This is a genomic window from Arthrobacter sp. 754, from assembly GCF_040548695.1.
Classification (GTDB): Bacteria; Actinomycetota; Actinomycetes; order Actinomycetales; family Micrococcaceae; genus Arthrobacter.
In genome coordinates this window covers 334,155-357,920 of the sequence record NZ_JBEPSC010000003.1, presented here as the reverse complement: position 1 = coordinate 357,920, position 23,766 = coordinate 334,155, and the positions used below count along the sequence as shown (strand labels likewise).

At 62.2% G+C, this 23,766-nt stretch carries 23 protein-coding genes; 12 read left to right on the top strand and 11 right to left on the bottom strand.

The genetic code is table 11. From position 1 onward, the window contains the following. Positions 1-239: 239 nt before the first annotated feature. The 5 genes from ABIA70_RS11115 to ABIA70_RS11095 form a co-directional block, all read right to left on the bottom strand. On the bottom strand, positions 240-1,799 hold the full coding sequence (locus ABIA70_RS11115; protein ID WP_354147617.1) for an ABC transporter substrate-binding protein: 1,560 nt from the start codon (positions 1,797-1,799) through the stop codon (positions 240-242). A gap of 385 nt (positions 1,800-2,184) precedes the next feature. After that, on the bottom strand, positions 2,185-2,835 hold the full coding sequence (locus ABIA70_RS11110; protein ID WP_354147616.1) for a TetR/AcrR family transcriptional regulator: 651 nt from the start codon (positions 2,833-2,835) through the stop codon (positions 2,185-2,187). 691 nt (positions 2,836-3,526) lie between these two features. Continuing rightward, entirely contained in the window at positions 3,527-5,542 is a 2,016-nt protein-coding gene (locus tag ABIA70_RS11105) for an aminotransferase class I/II-fold pyridoxal phosphate-dependent enzyme (protein WP_354147615.1), read from the bottom strand. Then, positions 5,502-6,398: a dihydrodipicolinate synthase family protein gene (locus tag ABIA70_RS11100; RefSeq protein WP_354147614.1), complete on the bottom strand. Its 897-nt coding sequence runs from the start codon at positions 6,396-6,398 to the stop codon at positions 5,502-5,504. The genes ABIA70_RS11105 and ABIA70_RS11100 overlap by 41 nt, the downstream gene beginning before the upstream one ends. Then, positions 6,383-6,643, bottom strand: a complete 261-nt coding sequence (locus ABIA70_RS11095) for an EamA family transporter (RefSeq protein ID WP_502917196.1) — start codon at positions 6,641-6,643, stop codon at positions 6,383-6,385. The genes ABIA70_RS11100 and ABIA70_RS11095 overlap by 16 nt, the downstream gene beginning before the upstream one ends. Positions 6,644-6,731: 88 nt before the next feature. Between ABIA70_RS11095 and ABIA70_RS11090 the strand changes: the two genes are divergently transcribed. Then, positions 6,732-7,229 (top strand): hypothetical protein, encoded by a 498-nt coding sequence (locus tag ABIA70_RS11090; RefSeq protein ID WP_354147613.1) that lies wholly within the window; start codon positions 6,732-6,734, stop codon positions 7,227-7,229. A gap of 67 nt (positions 7,230-7,296) precedes the next feature. On the opposite strand, the gene ABIA70_RS11085 is transcribed toward ABIA70_RS11090, so the two are convergent. From ABIA70_RS11085 to ABIA70_RS11070, 4 genes are all read right to left on the bottom strand, one after another. Next, entirely contained in the window at positions 7,297-8,037 is a 741-nt protein-coding gene (locus tag ABIA70_RS11085; RefSeq protein WP_354147612.1) for a B3/B4 domain-containing protein, read from the bottom strand. Next, positions 8,030-8,635: a helix-turn-helix domain-containing protein gene (locus tag ABIA70_RS11080; protein WP_354147611.1), complete on the bottom strand. Its 606-nt coding sequence runs from the start codon at positions 8,633-8,635 to the stop codon at positions 8,030-8,032. The genes ABIA70_RS11085 and ABIA70_RS11080 overlap by 8 nt, the downstream gene beginning before the upstream one ends. A gap of 111 nt (positions 8,636-8,746) precedes the next feature. Then, positions 8,747-9,619: a fumarylacetoacetate hydrolase family protein gene (locus ABIA70_RS11075; protein WP_354147610.1), complete on the bottom strand. Its 873-nt coding sequence runs from the start codon at positions 9,617-9,619 to the stop codon at positions 8,747-8,749. Next, on the bottom strand, positions 9,620-10,420 hold the full coding sequence (locus ABIA70_RS11070; RefSeq protein ID WP_354147609.1) for an IclR family transcriptional regulator: 801 nt from the start codon (positions 10,418-10,420) through the stop codon (positions 9,620-9,622). It abuts the gene before it with no gap. 208 nt (positions 10,421-10,628) lie between these two features. Here ABIA70_RS11070 and ABIA70_RS11065 point away from each other — a divergent pair, with 208 nt between their 5' ends. From ABIA70_RS11065 to ABIA70_RS11015, 11 genes are all read left to right on the top strand, one after another. Next, positions 10,629-11,351: a ribonuclease activity regulator RraA gene (locus ABIA70_RS11065; RefSeq protein WP_354147608.1), complete on the top strand. Its 723-nt coding sequence runs from the start codon at positions 10,629-10,631 to the stop codon at positions 11,349-11,351. Further along, entirely contained in the window at positions 11,348-11,842 is a 495-nt protein-coding gene (locus ABIA70_RS11060; protein WP_354147607.1) for a nuclear transport factor 2 family protein, read from the top strand. Before ABIA70_RS11065 ends, ABIA70_RS11060 begins: the two co-directional genes overlap by 4 nt. Before the next feature lie 51 nt (positions 11,843-11,893). Next, positions 11,894-13,105 carry an extracellular solute-binding protein gene (locus ABIA70_RS11055; protein WP_354147606.1) on the top strand — a complete coding sequence of 404 codons (1,212 nt, stop codon included), beginning with the start codon at positions 11,894-11,896 and terminating at the stop codon, positions 13,103-13,105. Between the two features lie 30 nt (positions 13,106-13,135). Beyond that, positions 13,136-14,272, top strand: coding sequence for an ABC transporter ATP-binding protein (locus ABIA70_RS11050; RefSeq protein WP_354147605.1), 1,137 nt, complete (start codon positions 13,136-13,138; stop codon positions 14,270-14,272). Then, positions 14,269-15,180, top strand: coding sequence for an ABC transporter permease (locus tag ABIA70_RS11045; RefSeq protein ID WP_354147604.1), 912 nt, complete (start codon positions 14,269-14,271; stop codon positions 15,178-15,180). The genes ABIA70_RS11050 and ABIA70_RS11045 overlap by 4 nt, the downstream gene beginning before the upstream one ends. 2 nt (positions 15,181-15,182) lie before the next feature. Beyond that, positions 15,183-16,079, top strand: a complete 897-nt coding sequence (locus ABIA70_RS11040; protein WP_354147603.1) for an ABC transporter permease — start codon at positions 15,183-15,185, stop codon at positions 16,077-16,079. Next, entirely contained in the window at positions 16,072-17,244 is a 1,173-nt protein-coding gene (locus ABIA70_RS11035; protein WP_354147602.1) for a mandelate racemase/muconate lactonizing enzyme family protein, read from the top strand. The genes ABIA70_RS11040 and ABIA70_RS11035 overlap by 8 nt, the downstream gene beginning before the upstream one ends. A gap of 10 nt (positions 17,245-17,254) precedes the next feature. Continuing rightward, the gene (locus ABIA70_RS11030; RefSeq protein WP_354147601.1) at positions 17,255-18,148 is read left to right on the top strand and encodes an SDR family NAD(P)-dependent oxidoreductase; all 894 of its coding nucleotides are present in this window, start codon (positions 17,255-17,257) and stop codon (positions 18,146-18,148) included. 31 nt (positions 18,149-18,179) lie between these two features. Further along, the gene (locus ABIA70_RS11025; RefSeq protein ID WP_354147600.1) at positions 18,180-19,709 is read left to right on the top strand and encodes an aldehyde dehydrogenase (NADP(+)); all 1,530 of its coding nucleotides are present in this window, start codon (positions 18,180-18,182) and stop codon (positions 19,707-19,709) included. Positions 19,710-19,818: 109 nt separating this feature from the next. Then, positions 19,819-20,670: an aldose 1-epimerase family protein gene (locus ABIA70_RS11020; protein ID WP_354147599.1), complete on the top strand. Its 852-nt coding sequence runs from the start codon at positions 19,819-19,821 to the stop codon at positions 20,668-20,670. 71 nt (positions 20,671-20,741) lie between these two features. Next, entirely contained in the window at positions 20,742-20,924 is a 183-nt protein-coding gene (locus tag ABIA70_RS11015; protein ID WP_354147598.1) for a hypothetical protein, read from the top strand. A 380-nt stretch (positions 20,925-21,304) separates the two neighbouring features. On the opposite strand, the gene ABIA70_RS11010 is transcribed toward ABIA70_RS11015, so the two are convergent. Further along, positions 21,305-22,099, bottom strand: coding sequence for an IclR family transcriptional regulator (locus tag ABIA70_RS11010; protein ID WP_354147597.1), 795 nt, complete (start codon positions 22,097-22,099; stop codon positions 21,305-21,307). A gap of 296 nt (positions 22,100-22,395) precedes the next feature. Further along, on the bottom strand, positions 22,396-23,742 hold the full coding sequence (locus ABIA70_RS11005; RefSeq protein WP_354147596.1) for a sugar porter family MFS transporter: 1,347 nt from the start codon (positions 23,740-23,742) through the stop codon (positions 22,396-22,398). Positions 23,743-23,766: the final 24 nt, after the last annotated feature.

Here is a 23,766-nt window from a genome sequence, read left to right as displayed (position 1 = left end):
AGCTTCCTCGCGACATTTCCTCTGGCATCTTCGAACTCCTTTGTCGTGTGTGATGCCGCCTTGTGGCGGTTGGTGCCCATATGTGTGGATGCACCGTAATGCATGGGTGGCTGAAGCTGTGCCCGGCAGCGGGTTGCAACGAAGGCAGGGCCTGGAAGCCGGATGATCCGGAAGCGGTTGAACCGGTTTGCGGGGTAAGGGGTGGAAGGTCGGGCCCTCCACCTTTTGATGTCAGGGACTTAGCCGCCGCTTACGGCGAAGTCACGAACCGTGGGCAAGACGACCACCGAGGGAAGGAAATCGATTCCGGGGGCTGTCGCCCAGAGCGTGCCGACGTAGGCGATCGGTGCGTTGAGGGCTTCCTTCACCGTGTACTCGCTGACCTTTTTGTACAGGGCCGAGCGGGCACTTTCGTTTCCCTCGTTGGCGACGTCCTCCAGCAGCTTGCTGAATTTAGGATCCTGCCATTTGAAGGGGTTAAGGAACGCCTGGGGCGTGTACATGTCGCCTACCTCGCGCCCAGCCTCGTTAAGTCCTGCGAACCACAGCACCGCCGGATACTTCTTAGAGGCTATCGATGAGGCGGTGTTCTGCGGGGGGACGGGCTCCCAGGTGATCTTGATTCCAATGTCGGCGAGGGCCTGGGTGATGACGGGCTCGAAGTTTTGGGAGATGACGGTGCTGGGCATCGTCATGGCGAAACCGTCCGGATAGCCTGCTTCCGCGAGAAGTTTGCGTGCTTTGGCCGGGTCGAAGTTGTAGGTGCCTTCGAGCTCGGAATTATAGGCGTCCCCATTCGGGTTGAATACCTGGACCGTCGGTTTCCCGACTCCGTTCAACAGCGCCTTTACGACCTGTTCGCGGTCAAATGCCAGGTTAATGGCCTGACGGACCTTCACGTCAGCAAGTGCGGGGACGATTTCGCCCTTGCGGTCAGCCAGTACGAGAAGGAGCGCAGCCGTGGCCTGGACTTCCTTGACGGTGAAACCGGCCCCTTCGGCCTGCTTCCGCTGCGGAGCCTGGATCAGGGCTGCCTTGACCTCGCCGGCCTGGAGCGCGTTGTATTGCGCGGTCCGGTCCTGGATCACGCGGACTTTGACCGTTTTAAAGGGATAGGCGGCCGAGTTCCAGTGATCTTCCCTGCGCTCAAGCACGTATTCGGTGCCGTCCACCGTCGCGTCTGTGAGAACGTAGGGACCCGAACCCGCCGGGCGTAGTTTGGTCGTCTCAGCCGGCAACGTGTCAGGATCCCCGATAACCCCGGTGGCCTGCCCCAAATAGTTCAGGAGTGACGGTTCCGGTGAGGACAACTGGATGACAACCGTTGAATCGTCAGGCGCCGAAACGGATGTCACCTTGGCGAGCTTGGACTGCTGCTGGCCCGGAGTTGCCCGGGTCCGCTCCAGTGTCCCAACAACATCCTTCGAAGTAACCGGATCCCCTGCGCTGAACTTCAGATCGCCGCGAAGTTTGAGAGTGAGAGTGCGCAGATCCTCCGAGTACTTCCAGCTTTCAGCCGCGTTGGGCTTGACCTTCCCGTCTTTATCAACCATCAACAGAGTGTCAAAGATCGATGCCCAGATGTAGGACTGCTGGCCCTCGGCGAGCTGTGCCGGATCCAAGGACGCCGGCTGCGCCTGCACTGCGATGCTGAGCTCCTCATTGCGGGAGGCCGTCTGCCCGGCCGCCGGGTCTCCTGCCGGGGATGAGCAGGCAGCGGTAGCCAGAAGTGCTGCAACAGCCAGAGAGGCGGACGCCGCACGTGTCAGCGATCCGGCTCGGGGCAAAAGTGAAATCATGTTGGGAGACTCCTTTGTCGGTCAGGGAAAATAGGAAAGTGCCATTAATATGCGTGAGGGCTGAATCCCCAATTCGCGCAACTCGGTGATCAGCATCACAAGCAAAGCATTATTGAAACGATAAAACAACCGGTTGCCGCAGAAATTTTGAGGCTTTCTGTAACAGTTTTTTGTAGCTTTATGAGGGCATGCAAAAGCGAATGTCGAGGCTCTTATAGGCCGGTCCACGTACGTGTAATACGGAGTTATCAAGCTGCAGGACGCCGAAGCGTCACTGGCTATGCTGATTTATACTCGCCGTCTATTTCTTTCACGGGTAGCATTTATGGGGGCGTACAGAACGCCTCATATTGACGTTTTCTTGATGTTTAAAGAAATTAAGGAATCAGATTTTCGATATGAGGTCACCAATTTTCTGTTTGGCGTCCATGACCGATTGACCTGTGAGTGCCCGAAAACCCTGGGACACTTCCGCAGCGAGGTCGAAGGATGGATCGACAAGCCATTGCATGCGTAGCCCGCTCCAGAGTGCCACCATCTGGCGAGCAACGCTGACTGGGTCCGGACCAGGCAGGGCGTATCCGTTCGCCTGGCGCCTCTTCACACCCTCCGCAAATTCGAGGACAGCGTTCTCCCGATGGTCCTTCAAGTACGCGTGTGCCGGATGTTCCGGATTCACGGCCTCGGCACTCAACGCGAGAAAGAGGCGAGTTATCGACTCATCCTCCCCGCTAAGCCGCGCGAGCTCGGGTGGGGGCCACTCATCCCGAAGTGCATGGCTTCCCTGGAACTCTTCCGTTAGCAACGTCCGGCTGTCCTGGTCGGCCAACTCCATGGCCGCCACCAAAATATGTTCGCGCGACGGGAAGTGATACAGCATGGCGGTTTCACTCATAGAAGCACGCGACGCTACCTCCGCGGTCGTCAAGGCGCGGTGGCCCTTCTCACGAACGATATCCAGAGCGGCACGTGCGACCGCAAGACGACGTTCCACCGTCTTGGCGTACGGACGTCGAGTCCGCGTTGTGGTCTCCATGTTTTGAAGGATAGACCAAAACTGAGTGCCACACCAGAGTTTTAAGAAACTCGCGGTCTCGTTGGCGTCTTATGTCGTACAGGCCCGCAGAAAACTGCACTTTACTCAATATTTGGGCTTGCCACCCAGATAGACGCTTCGGCCACCAGGCACGCCCGCTGAAAGTTCGGATGCAGAAAAGGGGCCCCTGCCCCGTACTGGACCTCAGAGACGTCTGACGCTGCGCTGCTGCGCTGTGATCGGTGGTCCCGCAGGTGGGCCACGGTGGTCAAGGCTTTGAACCGATCCAGCCTTGAGGGCTAGCGCGTTGTTTCAAAGCCGGAGTCAGCCTCGTCCCGGCGTGGGGCTACGGCATCAGCAGGGGGACCGTCTACCAGTACCTGCGCCGCGCCAGGGTGGAGTGGACTGCTCCCCTACCGGTCCTGTTGGCGTGCCGCAGCCGGCGCGGACCGTATCTTGACGGAATATCCGTTATCGGCGCGGCAACATGGGCGGGGGATAGGTTCTAAAAGTCCTCCCTTACTCCCGATGAGGGATCTCTCCGCTGGCGTCGGGACTGCCTGCGGATCTCCGTCGATCCATGAAGTTGACGGGCTCTGAATTGCGGCTGACAGCAGTTAGCGAACATTGTTTGGCCAAGGCTCTCGCCATCATCGTAGGAAGCTTCTTCGCGGACGGCCGCTAAGGCTTCTCACGAGGCGGCGTCCTTCCACCGCGGCCATGCTTGCGCGAGCGTGGCAAGCCCCTCCTGGAACTGTGCCCGCCCCAGACCAAAGCGTAGGTGCTGCCCGGTGTGCTGGAACATGATGTCCGCGGCGAGGAGTACTCCGTGATGCTCAACAAGCCATTCTGAGAAAGCTTGTGCCTTCGAGTCGGTCAGCCAAGGATATGCGCAGGTGCCCTCGACAGTGGGGATCCAGTCCCAGCCCGGCGTGGAGGCAACGAACGAGGCAAGGGCCGCGGAATTGGTCCGTACGAGGCTGTTGGCCCTGTCCAGAAGGGCCGGTGCTGCCTGTAGACCGGCGATAGCGAGGACTTCACTTGGGGCGCTGGTGGCCAAGGTGGTCCAGTAGCGGTGGTCGAGGAGCTTGACGGTGACTGCCGCGTTCTGGGTAACGGTCCAGCCGATACGGACGCCGGCCATGCCAAGCACTTTGGATACTCCCCCGACCGTGATGGCGTTGGGAGTCATGGCAGCAGCAGATGGAAGCTGGCGCAGCGGATCAAGCTGGATCCCACGATAGATTTCGTCACTGAGCAGGAACGCCTCGGTTCCATCAACCAGATCAAGGAGTTCCGCAAAGACCGCCCGCTCGGTAAGTGACCCCGTGGGATTATGGGGGAAGTTCGCGACCACGAGCCGCGTATCGGGCCGCAGAGCGTTCCTGATCTCAGAAAGATCGAGCTGCCAATCGTTCTCACGGCGGAGGCGAGCCTCAGTCACGTCAGCACCAATTGCCCGCGGAACGTCGATCAGGAGCTGGTAGGTCGGACCAACAACGATCACACCCGGCCGCGGCCATAGCGGTGAGTGTTGTGGCCAGAGCGAGCGGCGCCCAAGCGGCAGCACCCGCTGTCGCTCCTGCGACGGCGGTTCCGGCTGCCCCGCCCGCGATTTTGAGCGCTCCGACCCAAATGAAGATCTGGCCGCGGGATTCGAGGGGGCGAATTCGCTGCGGGCTGCGAGAGTAGCTGCAAAGAACAGCGCGTTGGCAACCCCGGCGAAGCAGAAAGTGACGAGTGAAGCGGCCAGTGTTGGCGTGAAGACTACTGCGGTCAGCGTTACGGCTACGAAGACAGCCAGGAGGCTCATGAGCCGGTCGGCGCCACCGCGAAGCGGCCGGACCATAAGACCGGCTGATCCGAGAAAATTCCCTGCCCCCATAGGCGGCGACGAGTAATCCGGCGGCGGGGCCCCGCCCAGTGCAGGAGCGATGGCCACTGCGTAGATGGGTAAGGCGGCGACTGAAGACGCCACTGCCACGGTGAGTCCAAGGGTGCGGCGAAGGGGACCGTTTTTCCACATCAGACAGAGCGTCTGTGCCGGCGATGGCACTTTGGTTGCCGCGTGAGGTGGTTCTTGCTTGGGGAGCGCGAGGACGGCTCCGGCTCCGAGCACGGCCGCTGCGGCGAGGACCATCACGGCGGTCAGCGGGTCCGTAATTGCCGCTATCCAGGCGACGGTGGCGGGGCCAAGGGTCGCGCTGAGCCCGTACGTAGCGACGTCCCAGCTTTGCGCCCTGCGTTGGCTGCGTTGTTCCGGCCCGGCGATGGAGGGCAGCCGGCTACTGATCCCGCCGGTGAGCATCGGCCCGAAGACCCCGGAGCCAAACAACAGCACCGCCGTCCAGAAGGCTCCGGCTGGAATGAGCAAGGCTGCAGCCCCGAGCAGCAGCCCATGAAGGACGGCGGAGAAGGCGATGACTTTGCACCCGTCACGGGCAGTATCGAGCTTTCGGCCGATGAAGGGTCCCAGCAGATGCGGTGCGGTGATCGAGGCACCCAGCAGTCCGGCCACCCAGCCGGGCAGCCCCTGTGAGTGGGCCAGCAGCACGATAGCGACTACCGCTCCCCCGTCAGCACTGTGAACCAGGGTCGCGGCGAAGACATAGCGGGCCAGTGCCCCGCCCCGGAGTTTCGTCGCGCCTGAAACTCCCGCGCCCGTACTACCTGTGGAGGCCGAGCGCATCGATGACTCCGGCAACACGGTGGCGCTGGTCCTTGCTCAATCCTTGGATCGGCAGCGGCAGGCAGGCGGTGGGAGCCAAACCCAGTTGCTCGGCGATGGCCGCAACCACACGAATGCTCCCACCGAACTCGGCGAACAGATTCCATAACGGTCTAAGGCGCTCGGATTCGGCCAACGCATCCGGGATTCGCCCTTCCAGTGCGGCCCGGGTGATCTCCAGGGCCAGGTCGGGCAAGGTGCCGCCGATGACCGAGTACCACGCATCGCAGCCCGCAGTCAGTCCGGCCGCCGCATAGGCGTCACCTGACACCCCGATCGTCACGTGTTTGGGAACGATCGCACGGATTTCTTCCACCCGTGCCTTAGCCTGCTGCGGGTCACCTGGCACGCCGGGGATTTTGATGGAAGCGATGCCCGGCAGTCCGGCGATGCGTCCGTAAAGCTCGGTCGTGAAGGTGAAGTGCGTGGTGCCCGGATTGTCATAGATGACGACCGGCAGCGACGAATGCGCCGTGACTGTCCGGAAGAGCTCGAACACATCATTCTCAGTCAGGGGCTGATAGGTCATCGGCGCCAGCAGCAGGCCAGAGGCACCGGCCCGCTCGGCGTTCTCCGCGTTCGTCAGGACCTGAGAGGTCCGGAGCGCCCCGACACCAACCATCACTGGCGTCCCGCCGGCATGCCGTACAGCCAGGTGCGCAACCCGGCTTCGCTCCTCGCTGCTCAGGTAGGCGTAGGAACCCGTGGAACCAAGGGCGGTGATGGAGTCGACCTTGGCTTCGCTGAGCCGTTCAATCAGGCGGATGAACGAGGCTTCGTCGACCGCCTCGTGTGCCAGTGGTGTGAGCGGGAAAGCGCTCAGGCCGGTGAACATGTCTCTGACTCCTTTGCTGTATCAGGACGGGTGCTCAGCTTTGGGCGCCGTTGTCCCCCGCGCTGCGCCGCGGCGCCGGCGAGAACGACGAGCAGGATGCCCAGGACCTGCATGGCCGAGGGCTGCTGGTGGAGGATGAGCAGTCCGAGGAGGACTCCGACGGCCGGTTCGAGGGCCATGAGGGTGCCGAACGCTGTGGGTGTCATTCTGCGCAGGGCGAACATTTCCAGCGCGAACGGCAGCACGGGCGGCAGGATGGCGAGCCCGGCCGCGGCGGCCAGGATCCCGAAGGTGAGGTGGGCTGCAGTTTGCGGGATGCCGAGGACGGCTGCTGTGGCTGCCCGCGATGGGCACGGTCATGGAGAGCGCCCCGATTCCGGTGAAGCGGTCACCGATCCGCTGGGTGACCAGGATGTAGGCGGCCCACCCGACCGCTGCCAGCGCCGCGATGGTGACGCCGGTCAGGTTGACGTCGCCCTGCCACGGCTGGGTGAGGAGCACGACGCCGAGCAGCGCCACCGCCGGCCAGATGAGGGCCATTTTGTTGTGGCTGCGCACAGCGGCCACCGTCAGCGGGCCGAGGAATTCAATCGCGACGGCGGTGCCCAGCGGGATGTGCTCAATCGCGGCGAGGAACCCTATAGTCACCAGCCCGGTGGTGATACCGAGACCGAGCAGCGGCAGCATGTCGCTACGGCGGACGGAGCGCAGCGGCGGGCGGGCAATCGCCAGGAGAATGAGGACTCCCATGCTCAGCCGCAGCCATGCTCTTCCGGCCGGGCCCACCGCTTCGATCAGGTCCACCGACAAGGCGGAACCCAACTGGACTGACAGGATCGCCATCACGGCCAGTCCCCACGGCGGGACCGGGACGTCCAAATCGCTTCGGATGCGCACGTCAGTTCCCTTCCTGGATTGAAGGGGGCGCCGCGATCCGACGGCGGGCGGTCCTGACATCCGGCCCGAGCCGATCCAGTCGACCGGCGAGGTCGTCGGCCGCGGCGTTGAGCGCCTCGTCAGACATGGGCTGGAGCGAGTCGAGGATAAAAAGTGCTGTTGTGGTGTCTTCGCGGAGTTGGGTTCTCCGGCCCTGGCGCCAGTTCCAGCGCCGGCATGTCACACCGTCGTCATCGCACCACACCACCTCGCCGGACTCAGGGTGTTCGACCACCCCGACTCCCCCGGTGACGGTGTCGAACGGCTCCGTGCCGGCAGCGCGTACCAGTCGGGGTGCCCCGGTGTAGCCGGTGAGGTCCTCCCCGCCCAAGGGGATCTGGTGCAGCACTGATACGGCGTTGTAGATATCGGTGAGCCGGTTGACCCGCGGGAGGTTCGCGTCTGCCCGGCGCAGTAGCGCTTCGAGGCTGTTGCGGGTGCGCTGCGGTTTGGCTCCGAACAACTTGTAGGCCTCCCGCCATGCAGCAATATGAGGAAGGTCCTCCACTGCCCGGCCATCCAGTGCTTTTCGGGTCGAGGCCTCCGCCGCCTGCAGCAACGTCTCACTTGCCTGAACGCTTGGTCCCGGTACCAGCCCGTCTACCGCCAACAGGACAACGCAGTAGTCCGGCCGCAATGAGAAGACTGCAGGGTCAACCCAGGCACGGTCCAAAAATTCCTGAAGCGTGCCGGGGTCACGCATCCGTAGCCTCCGCCCTGAGCCCGGACCCCACGCCCGGCTCGAAGACGGCCAGGGAGAACCTCGCCGGTTCCGCGCTGGCGTTTGCGTAGGAGTGGTCGATGTCCCCGGGGAACGAAACAGCATCACCGGTATTGAGAAGAAAGATTTCTTGGGCAATTACTACGGTGATGGTTCCATGTTGTACCTGCAACAGCTCCCTGGTGCCGGGCGAGTGGGCCTCACTCTCGTGCCTGTCCCCCGGGCCCAATGTCCAGTCCCACAACTCAACAACATCCGGTGACTCGGTGCCGGCCACCAGCACGCCACGGCCACCGGAAACGGAGCTCCACAGGGCAGCAGCTTCACCATTGCGGGTAACGGTCACCGGCTTAGGGCGGTGCGACTCGACCAAGGCGGGCAGCCCGATACCTAGCGCATCGCTTATCCGCAGCAAGGTCCCAACACTCGGGTTCGTTGCACCCTGCTCTACGTTGACCAGCATGCGGCGGCTCACCCCCGCAGCATCTGAGAGGTGATCGAGGGTCCAGCCTCGCGACTGTCGTTCCTGCCGTACTCGCCCACCAATGGCGGTGGCAAGGGCAGTTGTACTTTCATCCATAAAGTGCTCATACTGCACTGGAAGTGCAGTACGCAGCTTTGAGTGCAATTAGGCGTGAACAGCGCCGATGCGCCTGGACTTCCGTGCCAGAGGCCCTGTGCCGGGCGGGCACTATGTCGCTGGTAGGCTTCCATCGAAACGGGGCAGGCCCGGCTCGGTGCGCAAACCTCTTGTCGGCGCGGCCGTCACTGGGTTGGTGAGAGTGCCGATTGCTTCGACGTTCACTGCGACCTGGTCCCCGGGGAAAAGAAAGCGTGGCGGACTCATGAAGCCGCCGCATCCGGCGGGCGTGCCGGTGAGGATCATGTCACCAGGCTGCAAGGTGAAATGGCGGCTGAGATACGCGATGAGGAACCGCACACCGAAAAGCATGTCGCGGGTGTTTCCGTCCTGGACAGTCTCCCCGTTGACCCAGGTCCTGATCCTGATGTTCTGGGGATCGGGAATTTCGTCGTTGGTGACGATGAAAGGCCCGATCGGGCAAAAAGTGTCCAGGCCCTTACCTCTGACCCATTGCGAGTCTGAGCGTTGCAGGTCGCGGGCGGAGATGTCGTTCGCCGCCGTATATCCGAAGACCACAGATAGCGCTTCGTCTTCAGGAATGTTGCGCGCCTTCTTCCCGATAATGACTGCGAGCTCGCCTTCCCAGTCAACTTCGGTCGTTAGGACTTCGTCAACAACGATGGGCTTCCCTGGACCGGTGATGCTGGAAGCCAGTTTGGGGAACAAATAGGGCGCCTGGGGGGTGGCGAAACCCATGTCACGGATGGTATCCACGAAGTTGAGTCCGATTCCGAATATTGCTCCACCGGGATACGGAGCCAAAAAGTCAGGCTCTTGGCATGGATCCAGGGAATCATCTATTTCAGGTACCTCTCCGGCTGCAATGGCAGCGAGGTCCGTTTGTCTCAGAAAGCGCCAAACCCCCTCGTCCTCGACTGCTAGTCGGTCAGCCCCTTGGTGTGCGATTCGTGCGATCTTCATCTATTTTCTCGTTCCTGCTGCTTGGCCGGAGTAGTTGATGGCCGGGTCGTAGCCGAGACGGCGGGATATGGCTTCGGCGGTACTGGCCACTACGGCGCCGATCCGCGAAAGTTCAGGGCTGATCCGATCGGTTACGCCGGCGACGCTGATGGCGGCCACAGGGCGTCCCATGTTGTCGCGGATGGCAGCGCCGCAGCAGGTGCTAGAAGGATCGATTTCACCATGGTCCTCGGACCAGCCGCGTTCGATGGTGCGGCGGATTTCTTCATCCAAAGCCTCGCGCGTGGTGATGGTGTGTGGGGTAAAGCGGTGATAGACGATTTTGGAGAGGATCCGCTCCCTCTCATCCTCGGGGAGAGCGGCCAGGTACGCCTTTCCGACCGAGGTGCAGTGCATGGGGCGCCGGGCTCCGACGTCGCCATGAACCGCAACGGTTTGCGGGCCCTTGTCCCGGTAGATGAAGACCATCTCTGTGCCGCGGGGAACGCCTAGATTGACGGATTCGCGGGTCTGTTGGACAAGCATTCTCAGGTATTCCGGTGCGATCTGGGCGACGTCGCTTGACTGGACGGCGGCAAGGGCAAGGCGGGCCGCTGCCGGCCCGAGGTGCCAGACACCTGCGTGTCCGATGTCGTCAACGTAGCCGCGCTGCCTCAGGCGCTCCACCAGCCGGTAGGTCGTGCTGCGGCTGACTCGGACGGCGGCCGCGATCTCCCCGGTCGTCGCTCCCCGCGTCGTCGCCAGAAAGTCAAGAATTGAAAGGCTGCGGTCCAACGCGGACGCGGCGGCCTGGTCTCTCACATCACCCACCTCCTGCGTCGTCCCACTGGATGGGAATGTTGGGACGCTCTTGTCTCGCTCATCGATAAATTCAGTCATTCCGGTGCTCCACCTCACATTTCACTAGGAGTTTCCTGATTTCCTGCCCTAGCATCGAGTGTAACAGGAATCCCATTCAGCGAGACGGCTTCCTAATAAATGAAACTTTGAAGCGATTGAGGAGCAGGAATTGAGTAAAGATTCCCAGCAGGTGGACCCGGAGGTCCTCGAAACCCTGAAAAAGGTCAGCACCGCCACGCTGGCGACCCAGCTGTTCAAGCACGGCCTGCGTCAACAGTTCCTGGTCGGTGTGGCACCGGTGGGCCAGGTGAAAGAACCGTTCGCCGGAGAGGCGTTCACGATGCGCTTCATCCCCGCCCGTGAGGACCTGGACACCCTTGAGGGCCTCTCGGGTGAGGACAATCTCCAGTGGGCAGGGGTCGAACAGCTTCAGCCCGGCCACGTGATGATCATTGACAGCCGCAGCGACATCAGCGCAGCCTCCGCGGGCGATATGCTCGTCACCCGCGCCATGCACCGGGGGGCCAAGGCCTTCATCACCGACGGCGCATTCCGCGATGGCTATGTCCTCGAAACCCTCGACATTCCCACCTATGCCCGGGCCATCACCGCAACCACCCGCCTGACCAGCTTCCATGTGGCAGATCTGCAGGTTCCCGTCGGCTGCGCCGGCGTCGCGGTCTATCCCGGTGACATCGTTGTCGGCGACGCTGACGGGGTGATCATCGTTCCCCGCGCGCTGGCTCCTGTCATCGCCGACGACGCCCTGGAACAGGAAACCCGCGAAGCGTACCTTCACACCCGCGTACACAATGGAGAGTCCCTGCTGGGCGTCTATCCCCCGAATGAGAAGACGATGGCGGAGTACCAGGAATGGAAGGCATCACGATGAACGCGGATAAATCGCACCTCGCTGCCACGTACGAAGCTCTGATCAGGACCTACTTCGATGGGTGCAACGAAGCCGACGTCGAGAAAATCGCGGCATGCTTCACCGCGGACGGGGTCCACTACTTTCCCCCCAGCATGTACGGAGGAGCGTGGCGCGGGAACCGCCAGATCGGAGAACGCTGGGCTCAGCTGGTCGCAGACAAGGGCTCCGCATGGACCATCGACCGCCTTGTCGTGGCGCCCGGCTCCCATCAGGCGGTCATCGAATGGACACACTACAAGACCCGTGAAGGAACAATTCTTCGGGGCGACGAATGGTATGTCTTCGACGAGGGGACGGGCCTGATCAAGGAGATCCGCGCCTATTACGCAGCGGCCCAACATCCAGGCGTCCCCGTCACCGAGCTCGAAGGGTTCGATTACGCCGGCCGGGGCTATCACCTCACCTGCCCGATCCCCCGCCCCACAGCCAGCGAACCAGCTGACGTCTAAACAAACTTCAGCCCGCCGACGACGACGGGCACGAGACAACGGAGACTCCCCTTGAAGTACTTGAAAACACTTGCCGCCATCTCACTGGCCAGCGCCATGCTGGTCACCGGATGCAGCGCACCCAAACCGCCCAGCGCCGCCAATGCACCCGTCGGCGACGTAACCCTGCCCACCGAGCCGCTGACCATCAACGTTGTCGACGTCGCCGGAAACCTTCAGCTCAGCCAGAAAATCTTTGACAACTACCAGAAAGAACACCCCGAACTGGTCAAGGAATTCACCTTCCAAAAGGTCAACGCCCCCGAACTTGTCGGCAAGCTGCAGGCTCAGCAAAAAGCCGGCCGCCTGGACATCGACCTCGTCCTGACAGGTTCGGACGGCATGGCATCAGGCCTGAAACAGGACGTCTGGTACGACCTCCTCGCACAGCAGAAAGACAAGCTTCCCGACCCCGCCGCCCTCTACGACGCCAACGTCACCAAGTTCCAAAAGCTTGCACAGGGCAAAGGTCTTTCCTTCGTCTTCTACCCCGGAGGTCCCCTCCTCGAATTCGACCCCGCCAAGGTCCCTAACCCGCCCAAAACCCCCCAGGAGCTCCTCGCCTGGGCAAAGGCCAACCCGAACAAGTTCTTCTACGCCCGGCCCGCCAACTCCGGCATCGGACGCGCCTTCCTGATGGGGCTGCCCTACATGCTCGGCGACAAGGACCCCAAAGACCCCGTCAACGGCTGGGAAAAGACCTGGGCCTACCTGGCCGAGCTGAACCAGTACATCGACTACTACCCCACCGGCACCGCCCAGACCATGACCGAACTGGCCCAGGGCAACCGCTGGATGATTCCCACCACCACCGGCTGGGACATCAATCCCCGCGCCATCGGGCAGGTCCCGGCAGACATGAAAGTCAGCGCCTTCGACAACTTCACCTGGGTCGGCGACGGACACTTCATGACCGCGCCCAAAGGCATCGAAGGCCAGCGACTGGCCGTCGTTATGGACTTCATGAAGTACGCGCTGCAGCCCGAGCAGCAGGCCTTCACCTACGACTCCGGATACCTGTACCCGGGACCTGCGGTCAAGGATGTTCCGTTGTCCATGGCTCCCCAGGAAAGCCAGGATCTGATCAAGAAGTTCGGCCGCCCTCTCTATGACGACCTGATCAAGAGCCAGCCGCTGGAGATCCCGCTCGAAGCCGACGCCATGGTCTCGGCCTTTGACCTCTGGGACCGCAACATCGGCGGCGCCAAGGTGCAGAAAAAGTAACCGGCGAAGAATAGCTTAGGAGACCAAGACATGAACAGCACTAATACCAAACCCCAGCTTGGACAACTCAGGCTGCAGGGTGTCACCCGGAAATTCGGCGACGTGACAGCCCTGGACCATCTCGACCTGACCATAGAAGGCGGCGAGTTCATCGCCCTCCTCGGCCCGTCCGGCTGCGGAAAATCCACGGCTCTTGGCTGCCTCGCCGGCCTGCTGCCTCTGAGCGAAGGCGCCATCTGGGCCGACGACGTCCGCATCGACACCCTCCCCTCGGAACGGCGGGAATTCGGCATGGTCTTCCAGAACTATGCACTCTTCCCCCACCTGAGCATCCGCGACAACGTCGGCTTCGGCCTGAAAGTCCGCGGAGTCAACAAGCAGGAGATGCGCTCCCGGGTCGATGAGGCCCTGGCCATGGTCGACCTGCAGGAGCACGCTTCCAAGCTCCCGGGCCAGCTCTCGGGCGGTCAACAGCAGCGTGTGGCGATCGCCCGCGCCGTCGTCCTTCGCCCCCGGTTGGTCCTCATGGACGAGCCCCTCTCCAACCTGGACGCGAAACTCAGGCTCCAGATGCGCACGGAAATCCGCCGGCTGCACCAGAGCCTGAAGCTCACCACCATCTACGTGACACACGACCAGGAAGAGGCACTGGCCCTCGCTGACCGCGTGGTGGTCCTGCGCCGGTCAAAGGTCGATCAGGTCGGGCCGCCCGAAGAGGTCTACAACCGGCCCGTCAACACCTACGTCGCTTCCTTCATGGGCTTCCGGAACCTGTTTTCAGTGGAAACAACCTCCCCCGCCGGCCAGCAGGGCATCGTCGGAACCCGCTCCCACGGCAACTCCTTCCAGGTCACCGCCCAGCGCCCGATCCAGGCCGGGAAGGCCATCATGGCGATCCGCCCCGAAGATTTCCAGCTCGGCGCGGTGGATGGAAATTCCCTGAGGGTCCGGGCGGTCGTCGTGGAGTTCTCCGGACACACCTTCGTCGTCGAAGGCGTCACCGAGGCCGGCGAGGTCATCCACCTTAGGCTTAAGGACCGGGTCAGGGCAGGGGATACGTTTGAGGTCGGCTTCTCCCCCTACAGCGCGCTCCTGTTCACCGGCGACGCATGCTCCGACGATGTCGTCCAGGCCGCAGCGGCCGTACAAGTCGAGGTCTTCTCATGACCGCCCAGACCGACCGGGCAGGTACCCCCAAGCTGAACTTCCGGCACAAACTGGCGGACCGCGGCATCGACCCCCTGCTGGTCCTGCTGCTCCCGGCGGTGCTGCTCCTCGGCGCACTGTTTGTGTACCCGATGTTCTACGGCGTCAGCATCTCAATGGACCCGCTCAATGGTGGCGGACCGTTTGCCAACTACGTGAATTTCTTCACCGATCCGTTCCAGTCCTCCACCATCTGGAAGACACTGGGCCTGGCACTGCCGGCCGCGCTGATCAACGTCGGCGCATCGGTACCCATCGCCATGCAGATGCGCCGGAAGTTCCGCGGCAAGCGGCTCCTCACGGCAGTTCTGGTGCTGCCCGTCAGCCTCGGAACGGTGCTCGTGGCCGATGGCCTCCTGCGCTACTTCTCCCCCACAGGGTGGTTCAACCAGGTCCTCATGGGCCTCGGACTGGTCGATGAGCCGGTACGCCTTATCTACAACTACGCAGGCGTGCTGTTCTCCCTGATCATCACCGGATTCCCGTTCGCGTTCCTGCTGACCCTGTCCTATCTCTCCGGCATCGATCCGACACTGGAGCGGGCCGCAGCGACACTCGGTGCAACCAAGTGGCAGCGCACGAAGTACATCGTGATGCCGCTGCTCGCACCCGGGCTGGCGATGACCTTCTGTCTCACGTTCGTTCTGGCATTCGGCGTCTTCCCCTCGGCAAACCTCGTCGGCGAACCCACCGGATCGACGCGTGTTCTGTCCATCGCGGCATACCAGGCAGCGTTCGAACAATACGACTTCTCCCTCGCCTCGGCCATCGCGGTCATCATGGGCGTCGTGGAGATGGTCATCATCGGTGCGGTCCTGATCCTGCGCAGCCGCTTCTATGAAGGATCCACAGCAGGAGGCAAAGGCTGATCATGACAACCACAACCACTCCCCCCAGCACGTCCCGTCGGGCAACCGAACCCTCAGCTGCACCCACGGGGAACAAACGCTCACTACTCCGGATCGCGGTCTGGGTCGCTGTCGGATTCTTTCTCGTCAACCTCGCCGGGATCATCCTCTCCGTCATCGTCAACGCCTTCGGAACAACCTGGTTCAAGGGACCGCTCCCCGCCGGCTTCACGGTCGAATGGTTCGGCCAGGCCTGGCAGGACTTCAACCTCGGCAACGTTCTGATCACCACGCTCCAGGTGACCTTCAGCGTCCTGGCACTCTCGCTCGCCTTCGGTGTGCCGGCTGCCTACGCCCTGGCCCGCCGAGATTTCCCCGGCAAGAAGCTGGTCATGCTGCTCATGCTGCTGCCGGTCATGCTCCCTCCCATCACCTACGGCGTCCCGCTGGCGACACTGATGTACCAGCTCCAGCTCGCCGGCTCCCTCACCGGAGTCATCCTGGTCAACCTCGTCCCGGCCCTTCCGTTCGTCATCCTGGTCATGACCCCGTTCATCGGTCAGCTGGACCGGAACCTGGAATCGGCCGCGCGCATGTGCGGGGCAAACACCTGGAAGATGTTCCGGATGGTGCTGGTGCCGCTGCTCACCCCGGGCATACTCGCAGCCGGTGTGCTGATCCTTGTACGGACCGTCGCGATGTTCGAACTGACGTTCCTTGTGGCCGGGCCCAAGAGCGAAACGCTCATCGTCGCCCTGTACTCTGCCGCGTTCTCCACCGGAATCCGCAGTGCCCAGACCATCGATGCGATGGCAGTCATCTACACCGTCATGACCTCGGTGCTGCTGATGATCGCGCTTCGGTTCGTCAACCCCACCCAGATTGTTGGACAGGTGAAGGGCGCCGCAGACGATGACTGACCAAAGCACCATCCAGCGGATCGAAATCTTTCCCCTGGAGCACAAGCTGAAGGACGGCGGCTTCGGCACTTCCAAGGTCAGGGTCGCAGTGCGAACTGCGACCCTGGTCAAGGTCACGACCTCTGATGGCGTCGCGGGCTGGGGCGAGTCCTTCGGGCCGCCCCGCATCGTTGCTGCTTATTTAGAGGACCTGGCACGCGGAGTCATCGGCCAGCCACTGGAACTGAGGGAAGGTGCATGGCTTAGCCGGCTCAACGCCGGATATCACCTGACCAAGGGCGGACTGCACGTTGCCGCCATCAGTGCCCTGGACACCGCGATGTGGGACGCTGCCGCGAGAACCTACGGCGTTCCCGTCTCGGCCCTCCTCGGCGGACGGGTCCGGGATGAGGTGACCGCCTACGCCTCCACCGGCTACTACCACGAATCAAACGATAACGGGATCCTTCGGGCCTACATCGAAGAAGCTGTTGACGAAGGGTTCACTGCCGCGAAGATCAAGGTCGGTTCAGGCGTACGCGACGATGTGGAGCGCACAGCCATCACCAGGGACCTCCTGGGGCCGGACGGGATGGTCATGGTGGACTACAACGCCAACGCCACGGTCGACACCGTCCTGGCATCGCTGCGTGAAGTCGCGGACTTCAATCCCTACTGGATCGAGGAGCCACTGCCACCGGATGAAACACACGGGTGGGCGATGCTGCGCAACAACACCGACCTCCCCTTGGCTGCAGGCGAGGCTCTGTACACACGGTTCGGTTTCCGTGACTACATCGCGGAGAAACGCATCGACATCGTCCAGCCCAACCTCTCGGTCTGCGGCGGATTCACCGAAGCCAAGGTCATCGCACAAATGGCCACCGCGTGGAACCTCCGCGTCGCCCCCCACGTCTGGGGAACCGGCATTCTGATGGCCGCGACCCTGCAACTGCTGTCCACCCTCCCGGGGTCGCCCTTCGGTGAAAGAAACGCCTACCCCCCGCTTCTTGAATACGACCGGGGCGAGAACCCATTCCGTGAAGGCGTCCTCAAGAAACCGATACTGGCCCGCAACGGCCAGGTCACAATTCCGACAGGGAACGGCCTCGGCGTAGACATCAACGAAGACGCAGTGCGGATGTGGGCGCTGCCCTCACACACACTGGACATCACCTCCCCGTGAAAGAGAAGTCATGAATCACCAGCCCCCCAACACCACCTGGGCCTCCCCCGAGATCACCACCGGGCACGGGTCCCTCACCGGCCGCACCGCGTTCGTCACCGGAGCCGGGCGGAACATTGGCCGTGCCATAGCCATCCGCTGCGGAGCCGAAGGCGCCCGCGTAGCCGTCAACGATGTTGACGCGGCCGCGGCCCAGGCCGTCGTGCAGGAGCTGCGGAACGCCGGCGTGGAAGCATTCGCCGCCATCGGCGACATGTCCGACTTCACCCAGGTCGACCGGGTGTTCGCGGAGACCGAGGAAGCCCTCGGCACGGTCGACATCCTGGTCAACAACGCCTACGTCCGTTGCGGCGACACCGCATGGGGCAACTTCCTGTCAGTGGAGCCAGCCGACTGGGAACTGTTCGTCAGCAAAAACATGAACATGCTTTACGGCTGCACACAGCGCACAGCACGCGCCCTTGCCGCCAAGGAAATAAAGGGATCCATCATCAACATCAGCTCCCACGGAGCGGAACGGGCACACCGCAATCACATCCCCTACGACTCCGTCAAAGGCGCCATGGAGTCCTTCACCCGCGCCGTCGCCGTCGACCTCGCCCCATGGGGAATCCGCGTCAACGCCCTGCGCCCCGGCGCAATCGCCGTCGAGGGAGAACCTCCCATGTGGGACGGCAGGAAAGACCTGCGCGCGGCCCAGATCCCGCTGGGCCGGGCAGGAACACCCGAAGACATCGCCGCCGGTGTCATCTTCCTGGCCTCCGCAGAATCAGCATTCGTCACCGGACAGACCTTCAATATCGACGGCGGCATGCTGGCCCAAGGGCGCGCACCCCAGGTCGAAGGCGTGCCCGTCATGCACCCGGGAAACGCCGCAACGGTTCCCGCCACCCTCCTCCACTGATCCCTCCCCTTAGAGTCAAGGATTCCAGCACATGACCACCATTGCAGGCACCAACCCCTACACGGGCACACAACTGGACCCGGTAGCTAAAGAAACCTCCCCGGCTGACGTTGACCGCATCGTCGAGAGCGCGGGCAAGGCCTTCGCCTACCTGGAGAGCATCGGCAGAACCGGACGGGCCGGGCTGCTTCACGTCCTCGGGGACAGCCTGGACCTGAACGCCGAAGAACTGATCAAGGCCGCTGATGAAGAGACCGGAATAGGCCCGGCCCGGCTCAGCGGGGAACTCAAAAGGGCCAGCTACCAAATGCGGTTCTTCGCCGAGGTCCTGGTCGAAGGCAGCTATCTGGAGGCGACCATCGACACGGCAGGTGACACCCCGATGGGACCGCGCCCGGACCTGCGCCGCATGCTCCAGCCCCTCGGCCCCGTGGCCGTCTTCGGATCCAGCAACTTTCCCTTCGCGTTCTCCGTCATCGGCGGCGACACCGCCTCGGCGCTTGCCACAGGCTGCCCTGTCGTCCTCAAAGCGCACAGCTCACACCCCCGCACATCCAAAATCTCGTACGACATCATGGCCGCCGCGGCCACCAACTACGGGGCGCCCGAAGGAACCCTGGGAATAGTATTCGGTCAAAAAGCGGGAACCGCCCTGGTCAGCCACCCCCTCATCCAAGCAGTCGGGTTCACCGGCTCGCTCGGCGGCGGCGCCGCGCTAATGGACGCCATCAGCCGCCGGGCACAGCCAATCCCCTTCTACGGCGAGCTCAGCAGCATCAACCCCCTGATCGTCACCCCCAACGCCGCAACCGAGCGCGGCACCGACATCGGGGCCGGCCTTGCAACCTCCATCACGACCTCGGCCGGGCAGCTGTGCACCAAGCCGGGCGTCGTCTTCGTCCCACACGGTGAGGATGGAGACATTCTGGTTGCCAGGCTTGTGGACGACCTCTCAGTCAGCACGGTGTCACCTCTGCTGAACCGCAGGATTTTCGAGAGCTATGCCGCCATCACCGGTGCTCTGAACGATCAGGAGGACGTGGAGCGGGTCGCCACCGGGAAGGTCCCGGCCGGGGGCGGATTCCGTGTCACCCCGGTCGTCTACAGCATCGACGCTTCCCGGCTGAGCCGGGAGACTGTTGAGGAATGCTTCGGACCCTCTGCCATCATCGTCCGCTACGGGACGCTGCCCGAACTCGAACAGGCACTGTCGATGATCGAGGAATCCCTGACCCTGACCATCCACCTGGGCGAAGGCGAAGGCGATGACGACCTGGCGCGCCGGCTCACAGAAATCGGCCGGTCACGAGCTGGCCGGATCATCTACAACGGCTACCCCACCGGCGTCAGCGTGTCTTGGGCCCAGACCCACGGCGGGCCCTGGCCATCGACCAACTCTCTGCACACCTCCGTCGGAGCAACCGCCGTCCGCCGGTTCCTGCGCCCAGTCACCTACCAGGACGCCCCCGCCATCGTCCTCCCGGACGAACTCAGGAACGGCAACCTCACTGTCCCCACCCGGGTCAACGGGCAGCTGCACCTTCCACAACCCTCGGCATGACCATGACAGCAGAACTCCTGCTCACCCGGCAAGAAGACAGCGCCGACCAAATACCGCCATTGCAATGCCCGGACAACTGCGACTTCTGCACCAGCCCGGAAACGGACTGATGAAAGTCCACCTCCAGACCGACCAGCTCCGCGCCGGACTGGACTCCCACGGCGCGGAGCTGGTCTCCCTCCAGAACAGCACCGGCAAGGAACTTCTCTGGACAGCAGGAACGCAATGGCCGCGACACGCCCCCGTACTGTTCCCGATCATCGGACGGCTCGCCAATGACGTCCTGCACCACGATGGCCGAGGCTACCCGATGACGCAGCACGGATTCGCACGAGACAACCCATTCACTGTCTTGGAAACCACCACCCACACGGCACGCTTCCTGCTCCGCAACAGTCCGGCAACAGAAGCAATGTTCCCGTTTCCCTTTTCGTTGGAAACCAGCTGGTCAGTCAACGGGTCATCACTCGACCTCACCTTTACACTCACCAATACGGGCCGTGCGCCCATGCCTGCATCCCTCGGATGGCACCCGGCCTTCCGGTGGGACCCGTCCCCGGGATGGCAGCTTCTATTCCATGAGGAGGAAACCGACGCGATCCGGCGGGTCGACGCCCAGGTGCAGCTCACCGCTGCCCGGCATCCGACACCTGTGCATGAAAAGGTCCTTACAGTGACTGAAGATCTTTTCGCTGACGGAGCGATCATTTTTGAGTCAGTTAAGAGCCGTATCGTCCGGTACGTCTCGCCGGACGGGCCGCTACTGGACCTGGCCTTCGGCGACTTTACGCAGTTCACAGTGTGGAAGCAGGCGGGTGCGGACTTCGTGTGCCTTGAGCCGTGGGCAGGCCTGCCCGTTCCCGCGGCACATCGCGGGGAAGTACTCACAAGCCCCGGACAAATGCTTGTCCAACCGGGTGAAGAACGAAATTTCAGCTGCCGGATTACCACCCATCCCTAAGATCGCCCTGGAAGAAACGCCCACCACGGATGCAGCAACAGAGAAGAAACCATGGAAAGCCTGCCACAACAATGACTCTCGATATGTCCCATTGGAGAAGCCTCAGCCGCGGCGAGGAAATTGAAGTCCTCGACAACGACCTCGTCATCGCATGCGGCGTCGTCGTCGTCGATTACACGCACGATCGACGCGTACTCTGGCTTCGCCTGACCTACGGAGGCGGCAGACGGATGTTCCACCATGAAGACGGCTGAAACGTCCGTGCAGCCTCCCGAGGTCAATAGCGTCCCATAAAGCCTCCTCAAAAAGGCGCACGTCAGGGTGCGATAAGATTTCCGACTGGCGCCTAGCGCTGGCTGAATCACCTTGCAGGGCATTACGCCGGGTCGGGAAAGCGACGGCTCACAGACCGGGCCGGTCACCCTACGAGCGTCATCGCCCCTACCGGATCCTTCAAGGGGACCAGACGAGGACCCTAAAAAGGACCCCAATCGCTCAATTCCAGGGACTTTTGACCAAGCTGTCGGCTCGAAATCCATAGGGGCAGGTGTGAAGCCATACGGGGAGGAGTTCTTGCTGGCCATCCCTAAAGTGGCCCCTCTTTCGTTGGACGAACGACGCCACATGAAGAGGTTTAGACAGCGCGTTCCTCCGCGCCTGACTTTCGAGGTTCATATCCCAGTCGGCGGGAAATCGCGGCCGCGGTTGCCGCTACCAAGGGACCAAAAGTACCAGTCTGCTCCTGCATTCGATTGGCAGGTCCCGCCACACTGATCGCTGCCACGACGTGCCCTGCGTGGTCGAAAACCGGGGCGCCGCAACAGGTACTGGATAGATCGAACTCCTGGTGTTCCTCTGTCCAGCCTCGCTTTAGCGAGAGCTGTATGTCGTCCTCCAGCCTCGCCCTTGAGGTGATGGTATGGGGAGTATGGCCGGTGAGCTCAAGCTCGCGCATGAGTTTTGACCGCTCATGCTCTCCCATGCCTGACAGGTAGGCCTTACCAATAGAAGTTGCGTGCAGCGGACGGCGGGCTCCCAGTTCGGCACTTACCCGAACTGATTGGGGTCCAAGCTCGCGATAGACGAAGACAATCTCATGACCATTGAGGACCCCAAGGCTTACACTCTCGCGCGTTTGCTGAGCCAACGCCCGGAGTAAGTCAGGAGCAACGTCCATCATTTCGACGGATTGCACCGCAGCCATTGCGAGCCGGGCGATTGAAGGCCCGAGTCTCCACTGGCCGGTTGGGGTTTGGATGATGTACTGATCTTCATGCAACCGCTCCACCAGCCGATATGTTGCACTGCGACTCATGCCCAGGGCTTTGACCAAGTCGGCCGTGGAAGCTTCCTTGTTTCGGGCAAGGTAGTTGAACAGTTCCAACCCGCGGTCGAGGGACCCCTTCCCCATGGTCGTGGTGGACGCCATATCGTTGCCTCTCCGTTAGTTCAAGTGCAGGAAGACCTGCGTTCCGCAGTGATCTCGAAAGTGGTCGATAGGTTCGGGAACCTGTGCGCCTGTCCGACTTATCCCTGTAGCCCTTGGAACATCTTAGTCCCGTTTAGTGGGACGTTGTGGTCGATGGTTTCAGTACATATCGAGATATCTACAATCCTGCCCCTTGAGCTCCCCGAATCGGCTTTAGTGGGCGCGGGGAGGAGGCTGCAGCGGACCGGGCGATTCCCTTCCGTACGCGCTTTGCCGTGGGCTGGGGCGGGGCGAGCTCAGTGTGCAGTCGCGGCGGCTTTGGCATCATGGCGGTCGTGGAGGTCCTGTTCGATCTGCTCCAGACTGCGTCCCTTTGTTTCAGGGACGAATTTCAGGCAGAACAAGAATCCGACGATGTTGCATGCGACGAACAGGACCATCGTCCCGGCTAAGCCCATCGACTCGCGCAGCAGGGGGAAGCCGAAGGTGATCGCGAGAGTCGCGAACCATGTGACCATGCTGGCCATGCCCATGGCCGCCCCCCGGACGCGGAGGGGGAAGATTTCGCCCAGTACGACCCAGTTACCTGGGCCCCAGGTCAAGGAGTAGCTGACAAACATGACGGCCATGGCGATCAGCATTGACATCGGGTTAATTTGATCACCCTTACTCGCTTCGAAAGCCATTGCTGACATGGAGACTGCCATGCATGCGCTTCCAGTGACCAATAGGGTCCTGCGGCCGACTCGGTCGATGAACTGCAGTCCAATCGCCACGGAGACTACCTTGATCGTTCCCAGAATGATCGTGAACATCAGCGCGTTTTCGTGCGGCAGGTTCAGGCCTTCGAAAATTGTGGGGGCGTAGTAAGTCACCATATTCAGTCCGGTAGCTTGGCAAAGAATGGGAATACCAACACCGACGATGATGGACGGACGTACCCATTTGGCCAGGAGTTCTCTGTGCGAGCTTCTGGCTTCCACGCGGGTAATCGCTTCGATGTCCGATGCCGCTTCCTCTGCGGACCGTGTGGCATGGAACAGGCGCGCTGCCTCCTCTGTACGTCCTTTGGTCATCAGCCAACGGGGGCTTTCGGGCAGGAAGGGAAGGCCGGCGACGAGCAGCAGTGCGGGCAGAGCGCCGCTGGCCAGCATGATCCGCCAGTTTTCCGTTTGGGCGAGGAGAAAATTGACGCAGTAGCCAAGTAGAAGGCCGGTTACGATCATCAGTTGGTTCAGGCCCGCCAAGCGGCCGCGCGCTTTCGCGGGTGCCATTTCGGACAGATAGACCGGCACCAGCGCTGAGCATCCACCCACCCCGAGTCCGAGGAAGATTCGACCGGTAATCAGCGCAGCGTTGTTCGGTACGACGGCGCAGGCCAATGAACCCACAATGAAGACAACCCCCAGAACCAGGATGACGCGGCGACGGCCGATGCGGTCGGACAGCCGCCCTGCGGTAACCGCTCCAATGATGGCGCCGATGGAAATTCCGCCGACGATCAAGCCAGTGGTGAGCGCGTTCTGGGGAAAACCCGGAGTCTTATAGATGTAGGACAAGGCTCCCGCAATGATCCCCGTTTCGTACCCAAAGAGAATGCCGCCCAAGGCCCCGAAGAAGTAAATCAGGACAGGCCTTGGCACCGGACTGGTCCGTCCCGCAATGGA